Annotated in this window: 18 protein-coding genes and 1 CRISPR repeat array; of the genes, 7 read left to right on the top strand and 11 right to left on the bottom strand. The window is 62.9% G+C overall.

Annotation, left to right across the window (positions count from 1 at the left end; all coding sequences use genetic code 11):
* Positions 1 to 142: 142 nt before the first annotated feature.
* The gene (locus ACZCWR_RS05285; RefSeq protein ID WP_487302666.1) at positions 143 to 1,444 is read right to left on the bottom strand and encodes a sensor histidine kinase; all 1,302 of its coding nucleotides are present in this window, start codon (positions 1,442 to 1,444) and stop codon (positions 143 to 145) included.
* A complete protein-coding gene (locus tag ACZCWR_RS05280; RefSeq protein WP_487302665.1) occupies positions 1,444 to 2,106 on the bottom strand; it encodes a response regulator in 663 nt (220 codons plus the stop codon). Before ACZCWR_RS05280 ends, ACZCWR_RS05285 begins: the two co-directional genes overlap by 1 nt.
* A 204-nt stretch (positions 2,107 to 2,310) precedes the next feature.
* Between ACZCWR_RS05280 and dacB the strand changes: the two genes are divergently transcribed.
* The 4 genes from dacB to ACZCWR_RS05260 all read left to right on the top strand — a co-directional run bounded on the left by dacB (position 2,311) and on the right by ACZCWR_RS05260 (position 6,219).
* The gene (gene dacB, locus ACZCWR_RS05275; protein ID WP_487302664.1) at positions 2,311 to 3,927 is read left to right on the top strand and encodes a D-alanyl-D-alanine carboxypeptidase/D-alanyl-D-alanine endopeptidase; all 1,617 of its coding nucleotides are present in this window, start codon (positions 2,311 to 2,313) and stop codon (positions 3,925 to 3,927) included.
* Positions 3,928 to 4,227: 300 nt separating this feature from the next.
* On the top strand, positions 4,228 to 5,325 hold the full coding sequence (locus tag ACZCWR_RS05270) for an SGNH/GDSL hydrolase family protein (protein ID WP_487302663.1): 1,098 nt from the start codon (positions 4,228 to 4,230) through the stop codon (positions 5,323 to 5,325).
* A 300-nt stretch (positions 5,326 to 5,625) separates the two neighbouring features.
* Positions 5,626 to 5,904 (top strand): type II toxin-antitoxin system RelE/ParE family toxin, encoded by a 279-nt coding sequence (locus ACZCWR_RS05265; protein ID WP_487302662.1) that lies wholly within the window; start codon positions 5,626 to 5,628, stop codon positions 5,902 to 5,904.
* A gap of 15 nt (positions 5,905 to 5,919) precedes the next feature.
* Complete coding sequence (locus ACZCWR_RS05260; protein WP_487302661.1) at positions 5,920 to 6,219, top strand: HigA family addiction module antitoxin; 300 nt, start codon at positions 5,920 to 5,922, stop codon at positions 6,217 to 6,219.
* A gap of 79 nt (positions 6,220 to 6,298) precedes the next feature.
* A CRISPR array of direct repeats spans positions 6,299 to 8,097; the repeat unit is 28 nt; unit sequence GGTCTATCTCCGCGTACGCGGAGGAACC.
* A 70-nt stretch (positions 8,098 to 8,167) separates the two neighbouring features.
* Here ACZCWR_RS05260 and ACZCWR_RS05255 read toward each other — a convergent pair.
* The 9 genes from ACZCWR_RS05255 to ACZCWR_RS05215 form a co-directional block, all read right to left on the bottom strand.
* Positions 8,168 to 9,196: an L-threonylcarbamoyladenylate synthase gene (locus ACZCWR_RS05255; RefSeq protein ID WP_487302660.1), complete on the bottom strand. Its 1,029-nt coding sequence runs from the start codon at positions 9,194 to 9,196 to the stop codon at positions 8,168 to 8,170.
* 18 nt (positions 9,197 to 9,214) lie between these two features.
* On the bottom strand, positions 9,215 to 10,402 hold the full coding sequence (locus ACZCWR_RS05250) for a 5-(carboxyamino)imidazole ribonucleotide synthase (protein WP_487302659.1): 1,188 nt from the start codon (positions 10,400 to 10,402) through the stop codon (positions 9,215 to 9,217).
* 70 nt (positions 10,403 to 10,472) lie between these two features.
* Positions 10,473 to 10,994, bottom strand: a complete 522-nt coding sequence (purE, locus tag ACZCWR_RS05245; RefSeq protein ID WP_487302658.1) for a 5-(carboxyamino)imidazole ribonucleotide mutase — start codon at positions 10,992 to 10,994, stop codon at positions 10,473 to 10,475.
* A 13-nt stretch (positions 10,995 to 11,007) separates the two neighbouring features.
* Positions 11,008 to 11,898, bottom strand: a complete 891-nt coding sequence (locus tag ACZCWR_RS05240; protein ID WP_487302657.1) for a phosphoribosylaminoimidazolesuccinocarboxamide synthase — start codon at positions 11,896 to 11,898, stop codon at positions 11,008 to 11,010.
* Between the two features lie 147 nt (positions 11,899 to 12,045).
* Positions 12,046 to 13,110, bottom strand: a complete 1,065-nt coding sequence (fba, locus tag ACZCWR_RS05235; protein WP_487302656.1) for a class II fructose-bisphosphate aldolase — start codon at positions 13,108 to 13,110, stop codon at positions 12,046 to 12,048.
* A 141-nt stretch (positions 13,111 to 13,251) separates the two neighbouring features.
* The gene (pyk, locus tag ACZCWR_RS05230; protein ID WP_487303256.1) at positions 13,252 to 14,688 is read right to left on the bottom strand and encodes a pyruvate kinase; all 1,437 of its coding nucleotides are present in this window, start codon (positions 14,686 to 14,688) and stop codon (positions 13,252 to 13,254) included.
* 378 nt (positions 14,689 to 15,066) lie between these two features.
* Positions 15,067 to 16,263: a phosphoglycerate kinase gene (locus ACZCWR_RS05225; protein ID WP_487302655.1), complete on the bottom strand. Its 1,197-nt coding sequence runs from the start codon at positions 16,261 to 16,263 to the stop codon at positions 15,067 to 15,069.
* A gap of 380 nt (positions 16,264 to 16,643) precedes the next feature.
* A complete protein-coding gene (locus ACZCWR_RS05220) occupies positions 16,644 to 16,967 on the bottom strand; it encodes an AzlD domain-containing protein (RefSeq protein ID WP_487302654.1) in 324 nt (107 codons plus the stop codon).
* Positions 16,964 to 17,734 (bottom strand): AzlC family ABC transporter permease, encoded by a 771-nt coding sequence (locus tag ACZCWR_RS05215; protein ID WP_487302653.1) that lies wholly within the window; start codon positions 17,732 to 17,734, stop codon positions 16,964 to 16,966. The genes ACZCWR_RS05220 and ACZCWR_RS05215 overlap by 4 nt, the downstream gene beginning before the upstream one ends.
* 265 nt (positions 17,735 to 17,999) lie before the next feature.
* On the opposite strand from ACZCWR_RS05215, the gene ACZCWR_RS05210 reads away from it, so the two are divergent.
* From ACZCWR_RS05210 to waaF, 3 genes are all read left to right on the top strand, one after another.
* On the top strand, positions 18,000 to 18,920 hold the full coding sequence (locus tag ACZCWR_RS05210) for a branched-chain amino acid transaminase (RefSeq protein ID WP_487302652.1): 921 nt from the start codon (positions 18,000 to 18,002) through the stop codon (positions 18,918 to 18,920).
* A gap of 78 nt (positions 18,921 to 18,998) precedes the next feature.
* Complete coding sequence (locus ACZCWR_RS05205) at positions 18,999 to 19,196, top strand: zinc-finger domain-containing protein (RefSeq protein WP_487303255.1); 198 nt, start codon at positions 18,999 to 19,001, stop codon at positions 19,194 to 19,196.
* Between the two features lie 127 nt (positions 19,197 to 19,323).
* Positions 19,324 to 20,397 carry a lipopolysaccharide heptosyltransferase II gene (gene waaF, locus ACZCWR_RS05200; RefSeq protein ID WP_487302651.1) on the top strand — a complete coding sequence of 358 codons (1,074 nt, stop codon included), beginning with the start codon at positions 19,324 to 19,326 and terminating at the stop codon, positions 20,395 to 20,397.
* Positions 20,398 to 20,508 lie beyond the last annotated feature (111 nt).

Below are 20,508 nucleotides of genomic sequence, written 5' to 3'. Positions count from 1 at the left end.
TCACAAATCGAATCTGTATTTTTATGAGATAGGGGTAAAAGCGATCGACGAATTGCCGAAAACGGAAGGCAATGCAAATGCGTAATTCAGCGATTCATCGCGAATTAATGAGGTATTAGTCCGCGCACGCGGAACGTAATGCTTAGAATCGCGTAATCACGCTCAAACCGCCCGCGCGCGATTGCGCGAGTTCCACGGAAGCCGAATGCTGGTCCGCAATGCGCCGGACAATCGCAAGTCCAAGTCCGCTTCCCGCGATATCCGTTCTCGCCCGATCCACGCTTTCGCCGACGCGATAAAACCTGTCGAATACGCGTTCTCGTTCTTCTGCCGGAATGCCCGGTCCGGTATCGGAGATTTCGACGGTCGGCCTTCCATCTTGTACTTTTAAGCCGACGTCCACGCGCCCGCCGCGCGGCGTGTATTTGATCGCGTTGTCGATGAGATTGTTGAACAGCACGCGCAGCGAATCCGCATCGCCGGTCACGGTCGCAGGCTCGCTCGCCTCGATGCCGAGATCGACACCGCGCGTCTGAGCGACCAGCACATAAGCGCGCACGGAATCATCCAGCAACGCGCGCAGATCGACCTGCGTCTTCGTCACCTTGCTATCCGGCTCCGAACGCGCGAGCGCCAACAACTGCTCCGCCAGCCGCGTCGCGCGCCCGATACCTTCCTGCAAGTCCGCAAGCGCCTCGCGACGCGTTTCATCGTCCGATGCGCGCGCGACGAGCTGCGCCTGAATCTGCACGGCGGCAAGCGGCGTGCGCAACTCGTGCGCGGCATCGGCGACGAAGGCTTTTTGCGTGTCGAGCGCGGTGGCAAGACGCGCCAGCAGCGCATTCAACGCCCGCACCACGGGCCGCACTTCCTGCGGCAGACGACGATCGGGCAAGGGATCGAGCGCATCGGGATGACGCGTGTCGAGCGCGCGCGTCATGCGCTGCAACGGCGCAAGCCCACGACCGACGATCACCCAGATAGCCGCGCCGAGCAACGGCAGCAACAGCACGAGCGGCCACAACGTGCGCCACGCGACGCCCGCCGCCACCCGGTTGCGGATGGAAAGCGGCTGCGCAAGCTGCACGACGTTATCCCCGACGATGGCGCTATACACGCGCCATTCGCCACGCGGCGTGGACTCGGTGGAAAAGCCGAGTTCCGCGTGCGGCGCCAGCGGCACACGCGGATGCGAGAAGTACATCAGCGCGCCATTGCGGTTCCAGATTTGAATGACGACGCCTTCATCGCTCTCACTGCGCGAACTGAGCACCGACGAAAACGGCTCCGATGGCAACGCGGACGCGATCTGCTGCAACTGGTAATCGAAGAGTTCGTTGGCTTCCGCGAGCGCCTGCCGGTAAATCAGCCAGCCCGCGATACCCACGCCGAATATCACCAGCGCGAGCAGCCAGATGACCAGTTGCCGGCGGATCGACCGCATCAGGCGTCCTTCGCGACCATGTAGCCGAGGCCGCGCACGTTGCGGATGAGTTCTGCGCCGAGTTTCTTGCGCAACGAATGGATATACACCTCCACCGTGTTGCTGCCGATTTCCTCGCCCCAGCCGTAGATTTTTTCTTCGAGCTGGCTTTTGGAAAGCACCGCGCCGGGCCGCGCCATGAGCGCTTCGAGCAATGCGAACTCGCGTGCGGAAAGCGCCACGGGTGCGCCCGCGAGCGTCACCTGATGATGCACCGGATCGAGCGTCAGTTCGCCGTGACGCACCAGCGATTCGCCGCGTCCGGCGTGACGGCGGATGAGCGCGCGCATGCGTGCGCCGAGTTCATCGAGATCGAAGGGCTTGACGAGATAATCGTCCGCGCCGGCATCGAGGCCTTTCACGCGGTCGGCGATCGCATCGCGCGCGGTGACGACGAGCACGGGCAAGGCGTTCGCGCGCGCTCGCAGCGTCTTCAGCACGTCGAGGCCATCGCGACGCGGCAAACCGAGATCGAGCAGCATGAGATCGTAGGACTCGCCGCTCACGGCCGTCAGCGCCGCTTCGCCGTCCTGCACCCAGTCGACCGCGAAGCCATCCGCGCGCAATGCCTTGCGCACGCCTTCGGCGATCATCCGATCATCTTCGACTAGCAGGATTCGCATGGCATCTTCGTATCGTGTAAGTGGACCTGCGGCTTTCGAGCCGCGTCGCAATTCTATCTTTGCAGGGCTTAAACCGGACTTAATGGCATCGCGTACTTTCATTCGTACGACTATCGCAAGCCGGCTTGTCTACAATAGCCCCGTCGCCGATGCGGTGTCATACGGCGCAGCCTCGACAATCACGCTCTCAACAAACGCTTGCCCATGCCGCTTGCCTTGCCCGTCCTCCGGTTCGTCTCCTTGCGCGCGTCGTCTTTCGCGCTTTCCGCGCTGATCGCGTGCGCCACTTTCGTTCATGTCGATGCCGTTCACGCGCGCGGCGGCGGCGGTTCGAAAGCGGATGCGCAAGGCCACGCGCCCGCGCGGGCAGCATTCGGCAAAACCAAACGCGCCGCCAAAGCGGAAAAGACCACGCGCGTCGCGAAGGCGCGTGTGCCTGCCGGGCCGCTGCCCGCAACGGTCATGGCGGCGCTAGCTAAGGCGCACGTACCGCTTTCGTCGATGAGCGTGGTCGTGCAACGTATCGGCGCACCGGTGCCGCTCGTGTCGATCAACGCGAACGAGCCGATGCTGCCCGCCTCCACGATGAAGCTCGTCACGACCTATGCAGGCCTGTCGCTGCTCGGCCCCGACTATCGCTGGAAAACGACCGCCTACGCCGACGGCGAGCCCGACGCGCAAGGCGTGCTGCACGGCAATCTCTACATTCAGGGCACGGGCGACCCGAAGCTCGTGCCGGAAGAACTCATCGATCTCGTCGATCAGATTCGCAAGAGCGGCATCACCGGCATCGACGGCGCGATCGTGCTCGACAAGCGTTATTTCGATGCCTCCACGCGCGATCTTCCCGCCTTCGACGAGGATCAAAGCGCGCCGTACAACGTCGGCCCCGATCCGCTGCTGTACGCGTTCAAGTCGCTCTCCTTCACACTCACGCCGAGTTCGGACGGGCAAGTCGCCATCGATGTCTTGCCGCAACTCGCGCAATTGCAGATCGACAACGAACTGCGCGTGACGCGCGGCGCGTGCACCGGCTCGTTGCAGGCGGCGTCGCCGAGCGTGGCGCAGACGCAGGGCGGCTTCGTGCAGGCGTCGTTCGTCGGCGACTATCCGTTGCGCTGCGGTTCGCGCACCATCAACGTCGCCGCCCTCGATCACTCGACCTTCTTCGCGGGCGGTTTTCTCGCGTTGTGGAAGCAGGCGGGCGGCACGTTTCAGGGCGCGACGCGCGAAGGCCCGACGCCTTCATCCGCCCGGCTGGTGGGCACGCATCGCAGCCCGGTGCTCTCGGATGTCGTGCGCGACATCAACAAGTTCAGCAACAACGTGATGGCGCGCAACTTGTTTCTGACCATCGGCGCGACGGTTTCCAAACCGCCCGCGACGACCGCGAAATCGTCCGCCGCCATTCGCGCGTTCCTCTCCCGCAGCGCCTTGCCGATGAACGGCCTCGTGCTCGACAACGGCTCGGGTCTTTCGCGCGATGAAACCATCAGCGCGACCTCGCTCGCCGATTTGCTGGTCGCGGCCAACTCCAGCCCGGTGGCACAGGTCTACGTTGAATCGCTGCCGATTGCCGGTGTCGATGGCACCATGCGCAACCGCCTGACCAACGCGGCTGCGCTCGGCAATGCGCACATCAAGACCGGCACCTTGCGCGATGTCCGCGCGATTGCGGGTTATGTCGGCGCGGCGAACGGCGAGAGTTACGTGGTGGTGAGCTTCATCAACGATCCGCGTGCGGAAGCGGCCCGCGCCGCGCACGATGCGTTGCTCGAATGGGTCTACGAAGGCGCCCGCAACACGGCAGAAGCCGAATAACGCGCCGCGCGTGAATCTCAAGCACGACTAGGCATTCGCGGCAATCCAGCGAAACCCGCGCCCGCGCTCGTCCGACCGAAGCTTTCTTCTACGAAGTCCCGTCCGATAAGGCGGACGCGCCGTGTACGCTGTCGTGCACGGCGCGTCCCGCGTCGATGGAAGGGTCCGCGCGTCTCGACATCGCGCGTGCATCCGGCACAATGCGATGCAGCGGACACCCTGCATCGATCGATAAGCGCATGACATCGACGGGACGGCCGCGTACAAACTAGAAAACACCGAGCAACGGAGACGAGGTCCATGAAGACGTCACTTTCAACACGCGCCCTGCGCTATTCCCGTATTGCCGTGGCGAGCGCTGCGTTCGCCCTGCTCGCTGCCTGCGGCGGCGGAGGCGATGACAACTCGACGCCGCAAGGCGGAGTGAAACTGCAAATCGTGTCCTTCGGCGACAGTCTTTCCGATGTCGGCACGTATGCGCCGGTGGCTGCCGCGAACTTCGGCGGCGGGCGCTTCACGACGAATCCCGGACAAGTGTGGGTGCAGAACGTCGCGCAGTATTACGGCGATACGCTCACGCCCGCGATGACCGGCGGCTTCGGCGTCGCGCCGCAGACGCAATCCGGTCTGGGCTATGCGCAGGGCGGCTCGCGCGTGACCAATCCGGTCGGTATCGGCCATGCGACGACGGACCCTGCCAACTTCACGGGCGCGCTGACGGTGCCGGTGGTGCAGCAGGTCACGAACTATTTGTCGGCGCACGGGAGCTTCAACTCGGGGCAGTTGGTCATCATCAACGGTGGCGCGAACGACATCCTCTATAACCTGCAGGCCGTCGCCGCTGGCGCGATGACGCCGGCTGCGGCGAGCGCGGCCATCGGGCAGGCGGCGATCGATCTGGCGGGCGTCATCGGCAAGGTCGTACAGAGCGGCGCGACGCATGTGCTGGTGTCGGATGTGCCGGACATCGGCACGACGCCGCAGGGCATGATGAGTCCCGCGACGACGAAGGCGCTGCTGTCGCAGGCGTCGCTCGGGTTCAATCAGGCTTTGTCGGCGGCGCTGACGCAGAGCGGGTTGATGTCGAAGGTGATTTATCTGGATATCGTGCCCGCGCTGGCGAATATCACGGCGAATTTTCAGTCGTTTGGGTTCGCGGTTTCGAATACGGGGACGGCTTGTAATTTGCAGGCGATGGCGGCGGCGGCGGCGAAGTTCGGCGAGCCGGATCCGCAGGATTTTGCGACCTCGCTTTTCTGTTCGCCGCAAACGCTGACGGTCGCGGGCGCGGATCAGTCGTATATGTACGCGGATACCGTGCATCCGACGACGCATCTGCATGCGCTTTATGCGCAGACGGCGGAGCAGACGGTGGCGAAGTCGGGGTTGGGGAAGTAGTTTTTTTGTAGTTTGGGACTTCGAAGCCGCCTGAGTTTGGGCGGCTTTTTTTGTTTTCTCCGGGTTTTGATTTGCTGCTTAGCGGCAATGCATTTGTCTTAAGGGAATCCCCGCATACATCCTGAAATTCGCGACGCGTAACGTCCGGTCGGGCCCATCTCCGCGTGCCGAGGAATTGCCTATCACGTCATTTTCGTATAGTGTAGCTATACACAGATCGACGATCGGATTGGCCCATCCGAATAGGCCGTCTTTGCAAGGTGATGGAAATGATCAATTTTTTAGGTAGTGTGGAGCCCCATGATCAGATCATGGCGACACAAGGGACTCGAAGCATTTTTCCTCAGCGGTCGTAAGACGGGTATCAGACCCGACCATGCATCAAAGCTGGCGCGTCAACTGGCTCGACTCGATGCTGCTCAGTCTCCGCGCGATATGAACGTGCCCGGTTGGAAGTTTCACGGCCTGGAAGGGCCGCTAGCTGGCCACTACGCCGTAAGTGTGAATGGAAACTGGCGAATGACGTTCATGTTCGAGGACGGCGACGCAATCTTGGTCGATTATCAGGACTATCACTAGAAGCAAGGTTCACAAATGGTTCAGTTCAATCCTCCCCACCCCGGCGAAATGCTTCGAGACGACATCCTTCCCGCACTCGGCCTCACCGTGACCCAAGCTGCGGATCAGCTCGGCGTTACTCGGGTTGCGCTGTCTCGTGTGCTGCACGGGCACGCTGGAATCTCCCCCGAGATGGCGCTTCGGATAGAGGGCTGGCTTGGCGTTGAAAATGGCGGCCGCGCAGATCTTTGGCTCGCACAACAGATGGCGTATGACCTTTGGATCGCACGGTCGAAGGGCGCGCCGAAGGTTGAGCGTGCTCATGCTTGTGTTTGATGGGGTGGGGGGGTGCGGCGCTTAACTCCACGCCTATCGAGGTACTGGCGATCCATGCAGCACGGCATCTTTGTCGACGGATCCATCTCCGCGTACGCGGAGGAACCCATTGCACCATCAGAAAACCGGCGCGCGGTCGGGGTCTATCTCCGCGTACGCGGAGGAACCTTGGCGCGGCAGACCTTCTCGGCTACGTCCCAAGGTCTATCTCCGCGTGCACGGAGGAACCAACCGCATTTCGCTTGAAGGGCGAGCCTTCCACGGTCTATCTCCGCGTACGCGGAGGAACCGCTGGGTTCGGCCATTTTTGTAAGGTCTCCTAGGGCCTATCTCCGCGTACGTGGAGGAACCGTGCATGCTCAGGTTGCACTCGCGCAGAAGGCGGGTCTATCTCCGCGTACGCGGAGGAACCGATTTTAAAGCGTTTTGTTCTTCGATGTGTCGAGGTCTATCTCCGCGTACGCGGAGGAACCTGGGAGGTCGAGCGCGGCATCGATGCGAGGAAAGGTCTATCTCCGCGTACGCGGAGGAACCCATGATCCAGTTGATGATGAGGAGCATCATTGTGGTCTATCTCCGCGTACGCGGAGGAACCCGACAGATCAAATGTGTAGACACGTTCGTCTGAGGTCTATCTCCGCGTACGCGGAGGAACCCTTTACCGACGGGACGACAAAGCCAAACGTCCGGGTCTATCTCCGCGTACGCGGAGGAACCGTCGCTCATCTCACGCCGCTATCCATACCTAAGGGTCTATCTCCGCGTACGCGGAGGAACCGAAACTACGTATCCGCGCCTGAAGGGCACACCTAGGTCTATCTCCGCGTACGCGGAGGAACCCGATCGACTGTCCCGATGTCGTCGGTGCCGGCGGGTCTATCTCCGCGTACGCGGAGGAACCCTGCTGGCGAACGGGTCACCCGCCTCCTCGATCGGTCTATCTCCGCGTACGCGGAGGAACCGGGATTCGCCATCACGATCGACGAGTTCAGACCGGTCTATCTCCGCGTACGCGGAGGAACCCCTTTGCGGCAGCAATTTCTTCCTCGGTCATCGGGTCTATCTCCGCGTACGCGGAGGAACCGAAAAACTCCAAAGGACCGGGCAATTTCCGGAAGGTCTATCTCCGCGTACGCGGAGGAACCTTCTGTGCCTGGTCCTCGCTGATCTCATTTCGCGGTCTATCTCCGCGTACGCGGAGGAACCTGGATCGCCATGTCACATCCGCCCCGGCGTGAGGGTCTATCTCCGCGTACGCGGAGGAACCGCGTTCGAATCCGGCGATCTCGATGGCTTCGCCGGTCTATCTCCGCGTACGCGGAGGAACCCCGTAGAACGTCATGTAAGGATGATGCAAGTCCGGTCTATCTCCGCGTACGCGGAGGAACCAAGTCGAACGTCGCTGCACTGCTCGATCCTCTGGGTCTATCTCCGCGTACGCGGAGGAACCCAGTCTCCAACGTTTTTCAGCACGCAGTCAAACGGTCTATCTCCGCGTACGCGGAGGAACCACTGCCGTCGAAGCTGATCTCGCCAGCGTTTATGGTCTATCTCCGCGTACGCGGAGGAACCCGCATGGTCACGTGTCTTGAGCCGGCTATCGAGGGTCTATCTCCGCGTACGCGGAGGAACCCTCCCAGGCTTCCCATGTGTCCACCATGCAGCGGGTCTATCTCCGCGTACGCGGAGGAACCTTCTGGCATTTCTCGATAGCCCCTACGCGGTACGGTCTATCTCCGCGTACGCGGAGGAACCGCAGCCTGTGAGCGGAAGCGTCAGCGTCGCGAAGGTCTATCTCCGCGTACGCGGAGGAACCGAAGGAACAGCTTTTTCCCCTGCTCAGGGATCCAGGTCTATCTCCGCGTACGCGGAGGAACCCCTCGATCATAACCACATGATCCCAAAGCCAAATCCCCAAAACCCATCTCCAGCAAAGCACCCCAAAAACTCACCCCTCCCCAAACGCCGCCGCCGCCCTCCCCAACCGATCATTCACCGCTGCCCACTCCACCGTCTCCGGCAGCTTCTCCACCAAGATCCTCTCCACATTCGCCCGATCCAGCGCCCTCAACAACCCATAAAGCGCCTTCGCATACCCCTGCGCATCCTCAGGCGCCGCCACGAAATGCACATGCGCTGCATGCGCCCACTCCCCCGCACTCGACGCCCGAGCCACCAACGCAACCTTCCTCCCACTAGCCCGATCATGCCCCGCGATCAACGGCTCCAACGCCGCAAACGGCATCAACAATAGCGGAGTACGCGGCGCGTAATGCGCCTTCAGCGTCCCGGAAGCACGCGGCGCGGTCGCATCCGTGCCATCGGGCAGACGCGGGGCCATGCCGATCACATCCGCGATCTGCTGCGGGCTCACATGCCCCGGCCGCAACAACGCCGGAAATCCGCGCGACAAATCCAGAATGGTCGATTCGATGCCCACCTCCGCCGCCCCGCCATCGACGACATGCACCCCGCTGCCGAATTCATCGCGAACATGCTGCGCCGTCGTCGGACTCACGTGACCAAAGCGATTCGCCGATGGCCCCGCCACGCCGCCCTGCTTCCCCGTCCCAACACGCCGCCGATGAAACGCCGACAACAACGCCTGCGCCACCGGATGCGAAGGACACCGAACGCCCACCGAATCCTGCCCGCCGCTCACCGCCGCCGGAATATGCGCCGCACGCTTCAAAATCAGCGTCAGCGGCCCCGGCCAGAACGCTTCGATGAGCTTGCGCGCATCGTCGGGCAACGCGCGCACCCAATAGCCCGGATCGGCTTCCGGCGCGAGATGCACAATCACCGGATGATTCGCCGGCCTGCCCTTCGCCGCATAAATACGCGCGATGGCATCCGGGTTCTCGGCATCGCCGCCCAGTCCATAAACGGTTTCCGTCGGAAAAGCGACGAGTTCGCCGGCATCGAGCAGCGCCGCCGCTTCTTCGATCTGCGCGGCGCTCGGGGTATGAAGTGTCATTGCGTACTTCGAAATTGCTCAGTCAAGCGCGATATGCAACATGCGCGCACAGTCACGCGCGGCGGTGCGCGCTTCTTCGAGCGTCGCCGCCGTGAAATTGATATGCCCCATCTTGCGGCCCGGACGCGCCTCCTCCTTGCCATACAGATGCAAGCGCGCCGCGGGCATCGCCGCGACTTCGGTCCACGCGGGCGCGCGCGTTTCCTTGCCCGCGAACCAGATATCGCCGAGCAGATTCAACATGGCGGCGGGCGAATGCTGGCGCGTGTCGCCGAGCGGCATGCCGGTCATCGCGCGGACTTGCTGTTCGAACTGGCTGGTGGCGCAGGCATCGACCGTGTAATGGCCGGAATTGTGCGGACGTGGCGCCATTTCGTTGGCGATCAACGAGCCATCTTCCAGCACGAAAAACTCGACGCACAGCACGCCCACATAACCCAGCTTCGCGGCGATGGTGAGCGCGCCGTCCTGCGCCTGCGCGACGAGCGCATCCGGCGCGTCGGGCGCGGGCACGACGGTTTTCGCCAGAATGCCGCCGACATGCGAATTCTGCGCAAGCGGAAAGACTGCGGACTTGCCATCGCAGCCGCGCGCGATCAGCACGGACACCTCGTACTTCAGCGGCATGCGCTTTTCCAGCACGCACGGCACGCCCGACAACGATGCATACGCCGTGCGCACTTCCTGCGCATTACGCACGCTCACCTGCCCCTTGCCGTCGTAGCCCAGCCGCGCGGTCTTGAGGATGCCCGGCAGCACCGCAGCGAGTTTCGCGTCGTCGAGCGCATCGAGCGCCGCCGACGATTCGATCACCACATGCGGCGCGACCGGCACGCCCGATTCCGCGATGAACCGCTTCTCTGCCACGCGATCCTGCGCGATCGCCACGCAACTCGCCGCCGGGCTCACGAACGTGCACGACGCGAGAAATTCGAGGCTCGCGGCGGGCACGTTCTCGAATTCCGTCGATACCGCCGCGCACAAACGGCCGAGTTCGGTCAGCGCGGTCTTGTCGTCGTAGGCGGCGCGGATATGACGATCGGCCACCGCGCCCGCCGGGCTCGTCTCGTCGGGATCGAGCACGGCGACGCGATAGCCCATCGATTGCGCGGCGAAGCAGAACATGCGGCCGAGCTGGCCGCCGCCGACCATGCCGAGCCATGCGCCCGGCAGGATGGGAGAGATCGGAGATTTATGTGGGTTCATCGTGGCTGATCGTGGGGCTGAGTTGCGTTGCATGGCGTTACGTTGGCCAGGCGTTCGCGCAATGAGCACATCAAAGCGGCGGCAATTCCATGTCGCGCGCCGCCTGATTCTGCTTCACGCGAAAAGCGGCGAGCGCGTCGGCGAACTTCGCATCCGTCACGCTCAGGATCGATACCGCGAACAACGCCGCGTTCGCCGCGCCCGCCTCGCCGATGGCGAAGGTCGCGACCGGCACGCCCTTGGGCATCTGCACGATCGAATGCAGCGAATCGACGCCCTTTAGATACTTGCTCGCCACCGGCACGCCGAGCACCGGCACCGTGGTTTTTGCCGCCAGCATGCCCGGCAGATGCGCCGCGCCGCCCGCCCCCGCGATGATCGCGCGCAGACCGCGTTCGCGCGCGCTTTCGGCATAGGCGAACATCTCGTCCGGCATGCGATGCGCCGAAACCACTTTCGCTTCGTACGGCACGCCGAATTCCTGGAGCATCGCCACGGCGTTTTTCATCACATCCCAGTCGGAACTGGAACCCATCAGCACGCCGACGAGCGGCGCGTCATGCGTATGCGTTGTTTGCACTTCGGTTGCCATTCAGCGATCCCTTTTAGTCGAGCGTCTTGCCGGTCAAACGCTGAAGCGCTTCCTGATACTTCTCCGACGTCTTCGCAATCACATCATCCGGTAGCTTCGGTGCGGGCGGTTCCTTCTTCCACGGCTGCGTTTCCAGCCAGTCGCGCACGAACTGCTTGTCGAACGACGGCGGATTCGTGCCGACCTGATACGCGTCTGCGGGCCAGAAGCGCGACGAATCGGCGGTCAGCACTTCGTCCATCAGGAATAGTTCGCCCTTGTTGTCCAGCCCGAACTCGAACTTCGTATCCGCGATGATGATCCCGCGCGTCGCCGCGAACTCGGCCGCTTCCTTGTACAACTGGATGGAGATGCGCTTGATCGTCGCCGACAATTCGGTGCCGATGCGGCGCTCCATGTCATCGTAGGTGATGTTTTCGTCGTGATGGCCCATTTCGGCCTTCGCGGCGGGCGTGAAGATCGGCTCGGGCAGTTTCTGCGCGTTTTGCAGGCCCGGCGGCAGTTCCACGCCGCACACCGCGCCCGTCGCCTGATAGTCCTTCCAGCCGCTGCCGGCCAGATAACCGCGCACCACGGCTTCGACGAGAATCGGCTCCAGACGCTTCACCACGACCGCGCGGCCTTTCAACTGCGCCGCTTCTTCCGCCGTCACGACCGACGCCGGATCGATGCCCGTGTTGTGGTTCGGCACGATATGGCCGAGCTTCTCGAACCAGAAATCGGCCATCGTGTTGAGCACGCGGCCCTTGTTGGGGATCGGCTCGCCCATGACGACATCGAAGGCGGACAGGCGGTCGGTCGTCACGATCAGGAGCTTGTCTTGCCCGACGGCGTAGTTGTCGCGGACCTTGCCACGACCGAGCAGCGGCAGCGATTTGATCGTGGATTCGTATAACGTGGACATCGTCGTGTACCGATAAGAAGAAATGCCGGGCGCTCCCCAGACTGCGGGAACGGCTGAAAATGGGTGGGGCACTGCGAAACGCGAACGGGCTCCGTCGCCGGAACCCGTTGATTTTACTTTACAAAACCGCGTGGACTCAGATCAATCTCATTTCACGATCTGAGCGAGCGCGCCGGATTTGTATTTTTCGGCGATCTTGTCGAGCGCGACCGGCCTGATCTTGCCCGCCATGCCCTCGCAGCCGAACTGCATGTAACGCTGGCGGCAAATTTCCTTGGTTGCCTCGCGCGCGGGCTTCAGATAGTCGCGCGGATCGAACTTCGACGGATTTTCGAACATGAAGCGGCGGATGGCGCCGGTGATCGCCAGCCGCAAGTCCGTGTCGATATTCACCTTGCGCACGCCGTATTTGATGCCTTCCTGAATTTCCTCGACCGGCACGCCGTACGTTTCCTTCATGTCGCCGCCGAACGCGCGAATTTCCGCGAGCAACTCCTGCGGCACGGAAGACGAGCCGTGCATCACGAGATGCGTGTTCGGAATGCGCTGGTGAATCTCCTTGATGCGGTCGATGGCGAGAATATCGCCCGTCGGCTTCTTCGAGAACTTGTACGCACCGTGCGACGTGCCGATGGCGATGGCCAACGCATCGCACTGTGTCTGCTTCACGAAATCGGCGGCCTGTTCGACATCGGTGAGGAGTTGTTCGCGCGTCATGGTGCCGTCCGCGCCGTGGCCGTCTTCCTTGTCGCCCCTCATGGTTTCGAGCGAGCCGAGCACGCCCAGTTCCGCTTCCACCGTCACGCCGATGGAATGCGAAAACTCCACGACCTGCTTCGACACCGCGACGTTGTACTCATACGATGCAACGGTCTTGCCATCGGCTTCGAGCGAACCATCCATCATCACGCTGGTGAAGCCGGAGCGGATCGCGGCCATGCACACCGCCGGCGATTGCCCGTGATCCTGATGCATCACGACCGGAATATGCGGATACGACTCGACCGCCGCTTCGATCAGATGCCGCAGGAACGCTTCGCCCGCGTACTTCCGCGCGCCGGCGGAGGCCTGCATGATGACCGGCGCGTTGACTTCGTGCGCCGCCTGCATGATCGCCTGCACCTGCTCCAGATTGTTGACGTTGAATGCCGGGAGGCCGTAGCCGTGTTCGGCTGCGTGATCCAGCAACTGACGCATTGATACGAGAGGCATTGTGGTGAAACTCCAAGATGTGAAACGAATTCTGTGCGCGCACGTTTCCCGCTCTCTAAGGCGGTTTTCGGCTTTTTAGCGTTGGCTGGCGCGGGTTTTCGATGCCCGCGCCGCCCTGCGCGCTAGGTCATGCAGACTGCTTCAGAAGTGATCGCCGACGCGCACGATCTTGAGCGTATTGGTGCCGCCCGCCGCGCCCATCGGTTCGCCGACGGTGAGCACCACCATGTCGCCACGCGCCGCGTAACCCTTCGACACGACCACTTCCAGCGCCTGGTTCAACGCGAGATCGCGGTCCATCGTGGTATCGAGATGAAGCGGCGTGACATTGCGATACAGCGACATCGTGCGTTCGCTCGTCACGCGCGGCGTGAGCGCGAAGATCGGCACATGCGTCCAGTGACGCGACATCCACAGCGCGGTCGAGCCGGATTCCGTCAGCGCGACCACGGCCTTCGCGCCGAGATGGAACGCCGTGAACAGCGCGCCCATCGCGATCGACTGATCGATGCGCGTGAACGTGCGATCAAGGAAATCGCGATCCAGTTGCGATTCTTCGGACTTCTCGGCTTCCACGCAGACGGCGGCCATCGTCTCGATGGTCGTCACCGGATATTTGCCCGCAGCCGTTTCGGCGGACAGCATCACGGCGTCGGTGCCGTCGAGCACCGCGTTCGCCACGTCCGACACTTCCGCGCGCGTGGGCACCGGCGCGTGGATCATCGATTCCATCATCTGCGTGGCGGTGATCACGAGCTTGTTCGACTCGCGCGCCATGCGGATCATGCGCTTCTGCAACGCGGGCACCGCCGCGTTGCCGACCTCCACGGCCAGATCGCCGCGCGCCACCATGATGCCGTCCGACGCATCGAGAATGCCTTGCAGCGCCGGAATGGCCTCGGCCCGCTCGATCTTCGCGATCATCTTCGGCTTGATGCCGTAAGGCGCGCCCGCGATGTTCGCCAGTTGCCGCGCCATTTCCATGTCGGTCGCGTTCTTCGGGAACGACACAGCGACGAAATCCGCGCCGAGCGACATCGCCGTCTTGATGTCCTCCATGTCCTTCTCGGTCAGCGCGGGCGCGGTCAGCCCGCCGCCCTGACGGTTGATGCCCTTGTTGTTCGACAACTCGCCGCCCACCTTCACGACCGTGTGAATTTCTTCACCGATCACGCGCGTGACATCGAGCACGATCAGGCCGTCGTTGAGCAGCAGCACGTCGCCCGCGCGCAGATCGCGCGGCAAATCCTTGTAGTCGAGACCGCAACGCTCGTTGTTGCCGAGCGGACAGTTCGCATCGAGGATGAACGGATTGCCCGCGACGAGCATCGTCTTGTTGTTCTCGAACTTGCCGACGCGAATCTTCGGGCCTTGCAGGTCGGCCATGATGGCGACCTCGCGGCCCACGGTGCGGGCCGCCTCGCGCACCCATTCGGCGCGCTGGCGGTGGTCGTCGGCGGAGCCGTGCGAAAAGTTGAAGCGAACGACGTCGAGCCCGGCCTGCATCATCTGCAGCAGGATGTCCGGATTGCTCGATGCCGGTCCGATGGTGGCAACAATCTTGGTGGCGCGATGCATGTCTTTCCTCGTCTCTGTAGGATCGCCCGTGTTGACGCTGCGAGCACGTTGCGCTTGCGGTGAGGTGTTGCTCACCGCGGGCGCGCGCGCGCCGGTCGATGCCGGCGTCGCTTTATCGATGTGTGTTTCAGTTGCTGCTTGAGCGGCCACGCCGCCGATGACTACGACCGGCGCTGAAGCCTGTTCTTCCTTCGGCGTGTCTGCTTCTGCACTGCGCGCCGCTTCCGCGATGGCCAATGCAGCCTGCGCGGCGGCATCGAGTTCATCGCCCGACACACCGCGTTCTATCACGTTCCTGATGACTTCCGCCTGCGCGCCGCCGGCTTCTGGCGCGCCCTTCTTGTCTCCCTTCGCCGGATCTTTTCGGGCGGCCAAGGCTCAGGCTCCCGCGCGCGATTCGAGCACTTCGACCGCAGGCAGTTTCTTGCCTTCGAGGAATTCGAGGAACGCGCCGCCGCCGGTCGAGATATAGCTCACCTTGTCCGCGATGTCGTACTTCGCGATGGCCGCGAGCGTATCCCCGCCGCCCGCGATGGAAAACGCCGACGAACTGGCGATCGCCTGCGCGAGCGTCTTGGTGCCATTGCCGAACTGGTCAAACTCGAACACGCCGACCGGGCCGTTCCACACGATGGTGCCCGCCGTTTCAAGCTGCGCGGCGAGCGCCTTCGCCGTGTCCGGACCGATGTCGAGAATCAGGTCATCGTCGGCGACATCGGCGACGGGCTTGGTTTCGGCTTTCGCGGTCGGAGCGAACTCTTTCGCGGTGACGACATCGCTCGGAATCGGCACGGATGCGCCACGCGCGCGCGCTGCATCGATGATCTCTTTCGCCTCGCCGACGAGATCCGCCTCGGCCAGCGACTTGCCGATCTTCAGGCCCGACGCCAGCATGAACGTATTGGCAATCCCGCCGCCGACGATCAACTGATCCACCTTCTCCGCAAGCGACTTGAGAATGGTCAGCTTGGTCGAAACCTTCGAACCCGCGACGATCGCCACCAGCGGACGCTTCGGATTGCCGAGCGCCTTGCCGAGCGCATCGAGTTCGGCGGCGAGCAGCGGACCCGCACACGCAACCGGCGCGTATTTCGCGATGCCGTGCGTCGTCGCTTCCGCGCGATGCGAGGTGCCGAAGGCATCGTTCACGTAGATGTCGCAGAGCTTCGCGAGCTTTTGGGCGAGGGCGTCGTCGTTCTTCTTCTCGCCCTTGTTGACGCGGCAGTTTTCCAGCAGCACGACCTGGCCTGGCTGGACGCTCACGCCATCCACCCAGTCGGCGACGAGCGGCACGTCGCGGCCGAGCAATTCGGACAGGCGTTTGGCGACTGGCGCCAGCGAGTCTTCCGGCTTGAACTGGCCTTCGGTCGGACGGCCGAGGTGCGATGTGACCATCACGGCGGCGCCCGCATCGAGCGCGGCCTTGATGGCCGGCACGGAGGCACGCACGCGCGTGTCTTCGGTGATGTTGCCGGCATCGTCCTGAGGCACGTTGAGATCCGCGCGGATGAACACACGCTTGCCGGAAACTTTGCCTTCGGCGATCAGGTCGGTGAAACGCAGAACTTTCGTCATGGGAGTCAACGTAGTGAGTGGAGCGGTTCGGGCGAAAACGGCCGCATGCGCCGCCGTACATGCGCACAGCGGACAAACGGACGATTCGAAAGGAAGGCGATGGCCGCGAGAACGGGCTGAAAAACGGGCCGGAAGAATGAAGCGAAGCGAGCGCGAAGGCTAACGGGAGCGGACAAAGGCTCTCCGGCCGGCGTGGTTGTCGGAAGCGTCTGCGTGTTTCGGAACCGATGCGCGGTGACTGCCGGGAACACTCTCGACCTCGCTCGATGCGACAGGAAAGACCGTTATTTTAACCGATAGGTTCGGGCGCTTTTAGCCGTCAATCCTTGATGACGCGTATTTGGCGCGTGTTTTCCGGGTTTTATTCCGCTTATGCGCGCTCAAATGGTCAGACGCAACACCGTGAAAACCACCATGCCCACGGCGATGGTGCCCATCATGCCGCGCCGCCACACGTAATACGCCAGGCCCGCGAGCGACGCCCAAAGCGCGTGATTAGACAGCGCGAAGGACAGCCCGGCGGGCGTTTCGAGCAATTCAGGCACGACGACCGCCGCGAGCGCCGCCGCAGGCGCGTAACGCAACACGCGCTGGATGCGCGGCGGCAAAACCATCCGTTCGCCGCCGATGAGGAAGAACGCGCGCGTGATCGTGGTGACGATGCACATGCCGAGGATCGCGAGCCAGGTTTGGAGCGGGGTCATCGGACGGGCCTCGTTTCGGTGGCGTCGGGTTTGGGTTCATCGACCGATGGCGGCGGCGGATTCGCGCGTTCCGCGATCACATCCGCCAGCGTTCCCGCCAGCAGCGCGGTGACGACCGCGATCGGCAGACCGAAGCGATACGGCAGATCGAACGTCAGCAACGCGACGATGCTCGCCACCGCGACCGCCGCCAGCGTCGAACGCGTGGCAATAGCCGACACGATGATTGGAATGAGCGCGAGCGTGCCCGCGAGTTCAAGCCCCCAGTTATCCGGCACGAGGCTCGCGAGCAGGATTCCCGCTATCGACGAGACTTGCCATGCGAGCCAGCATCCCAGCGAAAGGCCCCAGAAATATGCCTCTTTGCCCGGCTGATACCCCGGCGCGAAATTCCGGCTGGCGAACATCAAATAGATGATGTCGCCATTGAAATAGCCAAGCAGCAGCCGTCGCTTCAAGGGCAGATAGGAGAAATGCGGCGAAAGCCCGGCGCTGAAGATGACGAAGCGCAGATTCACCATCGCGGCGGTAAGCAGAATGGTCCACAACGGTAGCTTCGCGGCGAACAACGGCAGCACGGCCAATTGCGACGAACCGGCATAAGCCAGCAGCGACATGCCCAACGCCTGCGGCATGGTCAGCACCGACTTCGACATGGCTATGCCCGTCACGACGCCCCAAGACAGAATGGCCGGAATGGCGGGAGAAAACGTGCGCATGCCTTCGAAAAAGGCGCGGCGATTGGAGTCGGACAGCCGGTCGAGCATGTGAGGGCGAAACGAAGAACGGAAGCTCGACCCGATTCCATGAACGAACCGGCAAGAGACCGCCGAAAGTGAAATTCGCCGCCAACTTCGCGGCGAAAGCGAAATTATAGCGTCGCGAAAGCCGCGCCACGCTCGGTTCCGTCGCGAAAAGACGCTAAAATGACGATCTTTCGCCGCCTTTAGGAGTTTTCTCGCGCCTGTGCGGGCGGCACGAAATTCAGTCGGCTTGCCCGAATCACTTGAACGAGACTGCTAGGAGAACCGTATGTCAATGGCCGACCGCGACGGCAAGATCTGGATGGATGGCAAGCTGATCGACTGGCGTGACGCCAAGATCCACGTCCTCACGCATACGCTGCATTACGGCATGGGCGTTTTCGAAGGCGTGCGCGCGTACAAGACCGCGCAGGGCACGGCCATTTTCCGCCTGAAGGAGCACACCAAGCGTCTGCTCAACTCGGCCAAGATATTCCAGATGGACGTTCCCTTCGATGCCGCCACGCTCGAAGCCGCGCAACTCGAAGTGGTCAAGGCCAACGAACTGGAAAGCTGCTATCTGCGCCCGATCATCTGGGTCGGTTCGGAAAAGCTTGGCGTCTCGGCCAAGGGCAACACCATTCACGTCGCCATCGCGGCGTGGCCGTGGGGCGCGTATCTCGGCGAGGACGGGTTGGCGAAGGGCATCCGCGTGAAGACGTCATCATTCACGCGCCATCATGTGAATGTGTCGATGGTGCGCGCCAAGGCATCCGGCTGGTACGTGAACTCGATCCTCGCGAATCAGGAAGCCGTGACCGACGGTTACGACGAAGCGCTTCTGCTCGATGTGGACGGTTACGTCTCCGAAGGCTCGGGCGAGAACTTCTTCCTCGTGAACAACGGCAAGATCTATACGCCGGACCTGGCTTCGTGCCTCGATGGCATCACGCGCGACACGGTCATCACGCTGGCGCGCGACTTCGGCATTCCGGTCATCGAAAAGCGCATCACGCGTGACGAGGTTTATACCTGCGACGAAGCCTTCTTCACGGGCACCGCCGCCGAAGTCACGCCCATCCGCGAGCTGGACAACCGGACCATCGGCGAAGGCAAGCGCGGTCCGATCACCGAGAAGCTGCAAAGCGCCTTCTTCGATGTGGTCGGCGGCAAGAACGAGAAGTACGCGAGCTGGCTCGCGAAGGTTTGATGGATGGAAGCACGGCGCGGGCGCGGTCTGCCCGCCGTGTCCCCGCATGCGATTCAGTACATCGAAAAAGAGAATGCAATGAGCGACTTGAAGGAAATGCCGCTGGTGGAATTGTCGGCGAAGGACGTGCCCGCCTTCTGCCCGAACCCGAAGATGCAGCGCTGGAGCACGCATCCGCGCGTGTTTCTCGACGTGACGCACGGCGAAGCGCGCTGCCCGTATTGCGGCACGCGCTATAAGCTCAAGGACGGCGAAGTCGTCAAGGGCGCGCATTAAGCGCTCGTCCACCAAACGCTGAACCGAAGGCGGCCCAAGCGGCCGCCTCGCGGCGTTTCCCCACCCCACGGCCCGGCGGTTTCAACGCGCCGCAAGCCGCACTAATTTTGAGATCGGAAACTTTCAGATGCGCCGTGCGCTGGTAATAGCACCGAACTGGATCGGTGACGCATTGATGGCGCAGCCGCTTTTCACGCTTCTGAAGAAGCTGCATCCGCGCGTCGTCATCGATGCCATCGCGCCTTCGTGGGTCGCGCCCGTGCTCGAACGCATGCCGGAGATCCGCGACGTCTACGCCACCGATCTCGCCCACGGCAAGCTGCAGTTGTACCGCCGCTGGCAGCTCGCGAGCGACTTGCGCGAAGTCGGCTACGACGCCGCCTATGTGCTGCCCAACTCGATGAAATCCGCGCTGATTCCGTGGCTGGCGGGCATCAATCTGCGCATCGGCTACAAGGGCGAAAGCCGTTTCGGGCTGCTCAACGTGCGCCACGCGAACCCGCCGAAGACCGATCGCCCGCCGATGACCGCGCATTACGCCGCGCTCGCCTACGCGCCCGGCGCGAAGCTGCCCTTCGTCGATCGCCACGTCCAGCCGGATGCCGCCGCGCAACCCGATGCACAAACGCTGCCGGTGCCGCGTCTGGACGCCGATCCGAACGAAGCCGCGCGCGTGTCGGCGCGCTTCAATCTCGACACGCGCACGCCGCTGGTCGTGTTCTGTCCGGGCGCGGAATACGGTCCGGCCAAGCGCTGGCCGCCGGAGCATTTCGCCTCGCTCGCGCAGTTCGTCGCGCAGTCGTTTCCTTATGCGCGCATCGTGGCGCTCGGGTCGAACAAGGATGCGCCGATTGCGCAGGCTATCGCCGAACGCGCGCCGAACGTGCGCAACCTGTGCGGACAGACATCGCTCGGGGAAGCCTGCGCGTTGATTTCGCGGGCAAGCGCGGTCGTCACCAACGACTCGGGGCTGATGCACGTTTCCGCCGCGCTGCGACGCCCGCTCGTCGCGGTGTACGGCTCGACCGACCCGCGCCATACGCCGCCCTTGTCGGAGCTTGCAAAGGTACAATGGCTGCATCTCGAATGCAGTCCGTGCTTTGCCCGCGAGTGTCCGCTCGGCCATCTGAACTGCCTGCGGGAGTTGTCCGCCGAGCAAGTGTTCGGCGATTTGCGCGGCATGTTGCTGGCTCATCGCTGAAGCGGCGAGTTTCAGCTTTCTTCAGACGGCCTTCCGCCCTGTGTGCGGGCGCGGACACGCGAATGTCTCCGAACGGAGGCATGCTTTGACCAATGACCGATGCAGCGCGCA

It is taken from the genome of Caballeronia sp. A2-2 (assembly GCF_057612605.2).
The sequence above is the reverse complement of the archived record's forward strand: the minus strand, read 5'-3'. Positions and strand labels throughout refer to the sequence as shown.

Excerpts from the sequence above, each read along its gene's own strand:
- pyk (WP_487303256.1), bottom strand. The coding sequence starts at position 14,688 with ATGCATCGCGCCACCAAGATTGTTGCCACCATCGGACCGGCATCGAGC.
- ACZCWR_RS05270 (WP_487302663.1), top strand. The coding sequence starts at position 4,228 with ATGAAGACGTCACTTTCAACACGCGCCCTGCGCTATTCCCGTATTGCC.
- ACZCWR_RS05215 (WP_487302653.1), bottom strand. The coding sequence starts at position 17,734 with ATGCTCGACCGGCTGTCCGACTCCAATCGCCGCGCCTTTTTCGAAGGC.
- ACZCWR_RS05210 (WP_487302652.1), top strand. The coding sequence starts at position 18,000 with ATGTCAATGGCCGACCGCGACGGCAAGATCTGGATGGATGGCAAGCTG.
- purE (WP_487302658.1), bottom strand. The coding sequence starts at position 10,994 with ATGGCAACCGAAGTGCAAACAACGCATACGCATGACGCGCCGCTCGTC.
- ACZCWR_RS05255 (WP_487302660.1), bottom strand. The coding sequence starts at position 9,196 with ATGACACTTCATACCCCGAGCGCCGCGCAGATCGAAGAAGCGGCGGCG.
- ACZCWR_RS05260 (WP_487302661.1), top strand. The coding sequence starts at position 5,920 with ATGGTTCAGTTCAATCCTCCCCACCCCGGCGAAATGCTTCGAGACGAC.
- ACZCWR_RS05205 (WP_487303255.1), top strand. The coding sequence starts at position 18,999 with ATGAGCGACTTGAAGGAAATGCCGCTGGTGGAATTGTCGGCGAAGGAC.
- waaF (WP_487302651.1), top strand. The coding sequence starts at position 19,324 with ATGCGCCGTGCGCTGGTAATAGCACCGAACTGGATCGGTGACGCATTG.
- ACZCWR_RS05225 (WP_487302655.1), bottom strand. The coding sequence starts at position 16,263 with ATGACGAAAGTTCTGCGTTTCACCGACCTGATCGCCGAAGGCAAAGTT.
- ACZCWR_RS05250 (WP_487302659.1), bottom strand. The coding sequence starts at position 10,402 with ATGAACCCACATAAATCTCCGATCTCTCCCATCCTGCCGGGCGCATGG.
- ACZCWR_RS05265 (WP_487302662.1), top strand. The coding sequence starts at position 5,626 with ATGATCAGATCATGGCGACACAAGGGACTCGAAGCATTTTTCCTCAGC.
- dacB (WP_487302664.1), top strand. The coding sequence starts at position 2,311 with ATGCCGCTTGCCTTGCCCGTCCTCCGGTTCGTCTCCTTGCGCGCGTCG.
- ACZCWR_RS05240 (WP_487302657.1), bottom strand. The coding sequence starts at position 11,898 with ATGTCCACGTTATACGAATCCACGATCAAATCGCTGCCGCTGCTCGGT.
- ACZCWR_RS05220 (WP_487302654.1), bottom strand. The coding sequence starts at position 16,967 with ATGACCCCGCTCCAAACCTGGCTCGCGATCCTCGGCATGTGCATCGTC.
- ACZCWR_RS05280 (WP_487302665.1), bottom strand. The coding sequence starts at position 2,106 with ATGCGAATCCTGCTAGTCGAAGATGATCGGATGATCGCCGAAGGCGTG.
- fba (WP_487302656.1), bottom strand. The coding sequence starts at position 13,110 with ATGCCTCTCGTATCAATGCGTCAGTTGCTGGATCACGCAGCCGAACAC.
- ACZCWR_RS05285 (WP_487302666.1), bottom strand. The coding sequence starts at position 1,444 with ATGCGGTCGATCCGCCGGCAACTGGTCATCTGGCTGCTCGCGCTGGTG.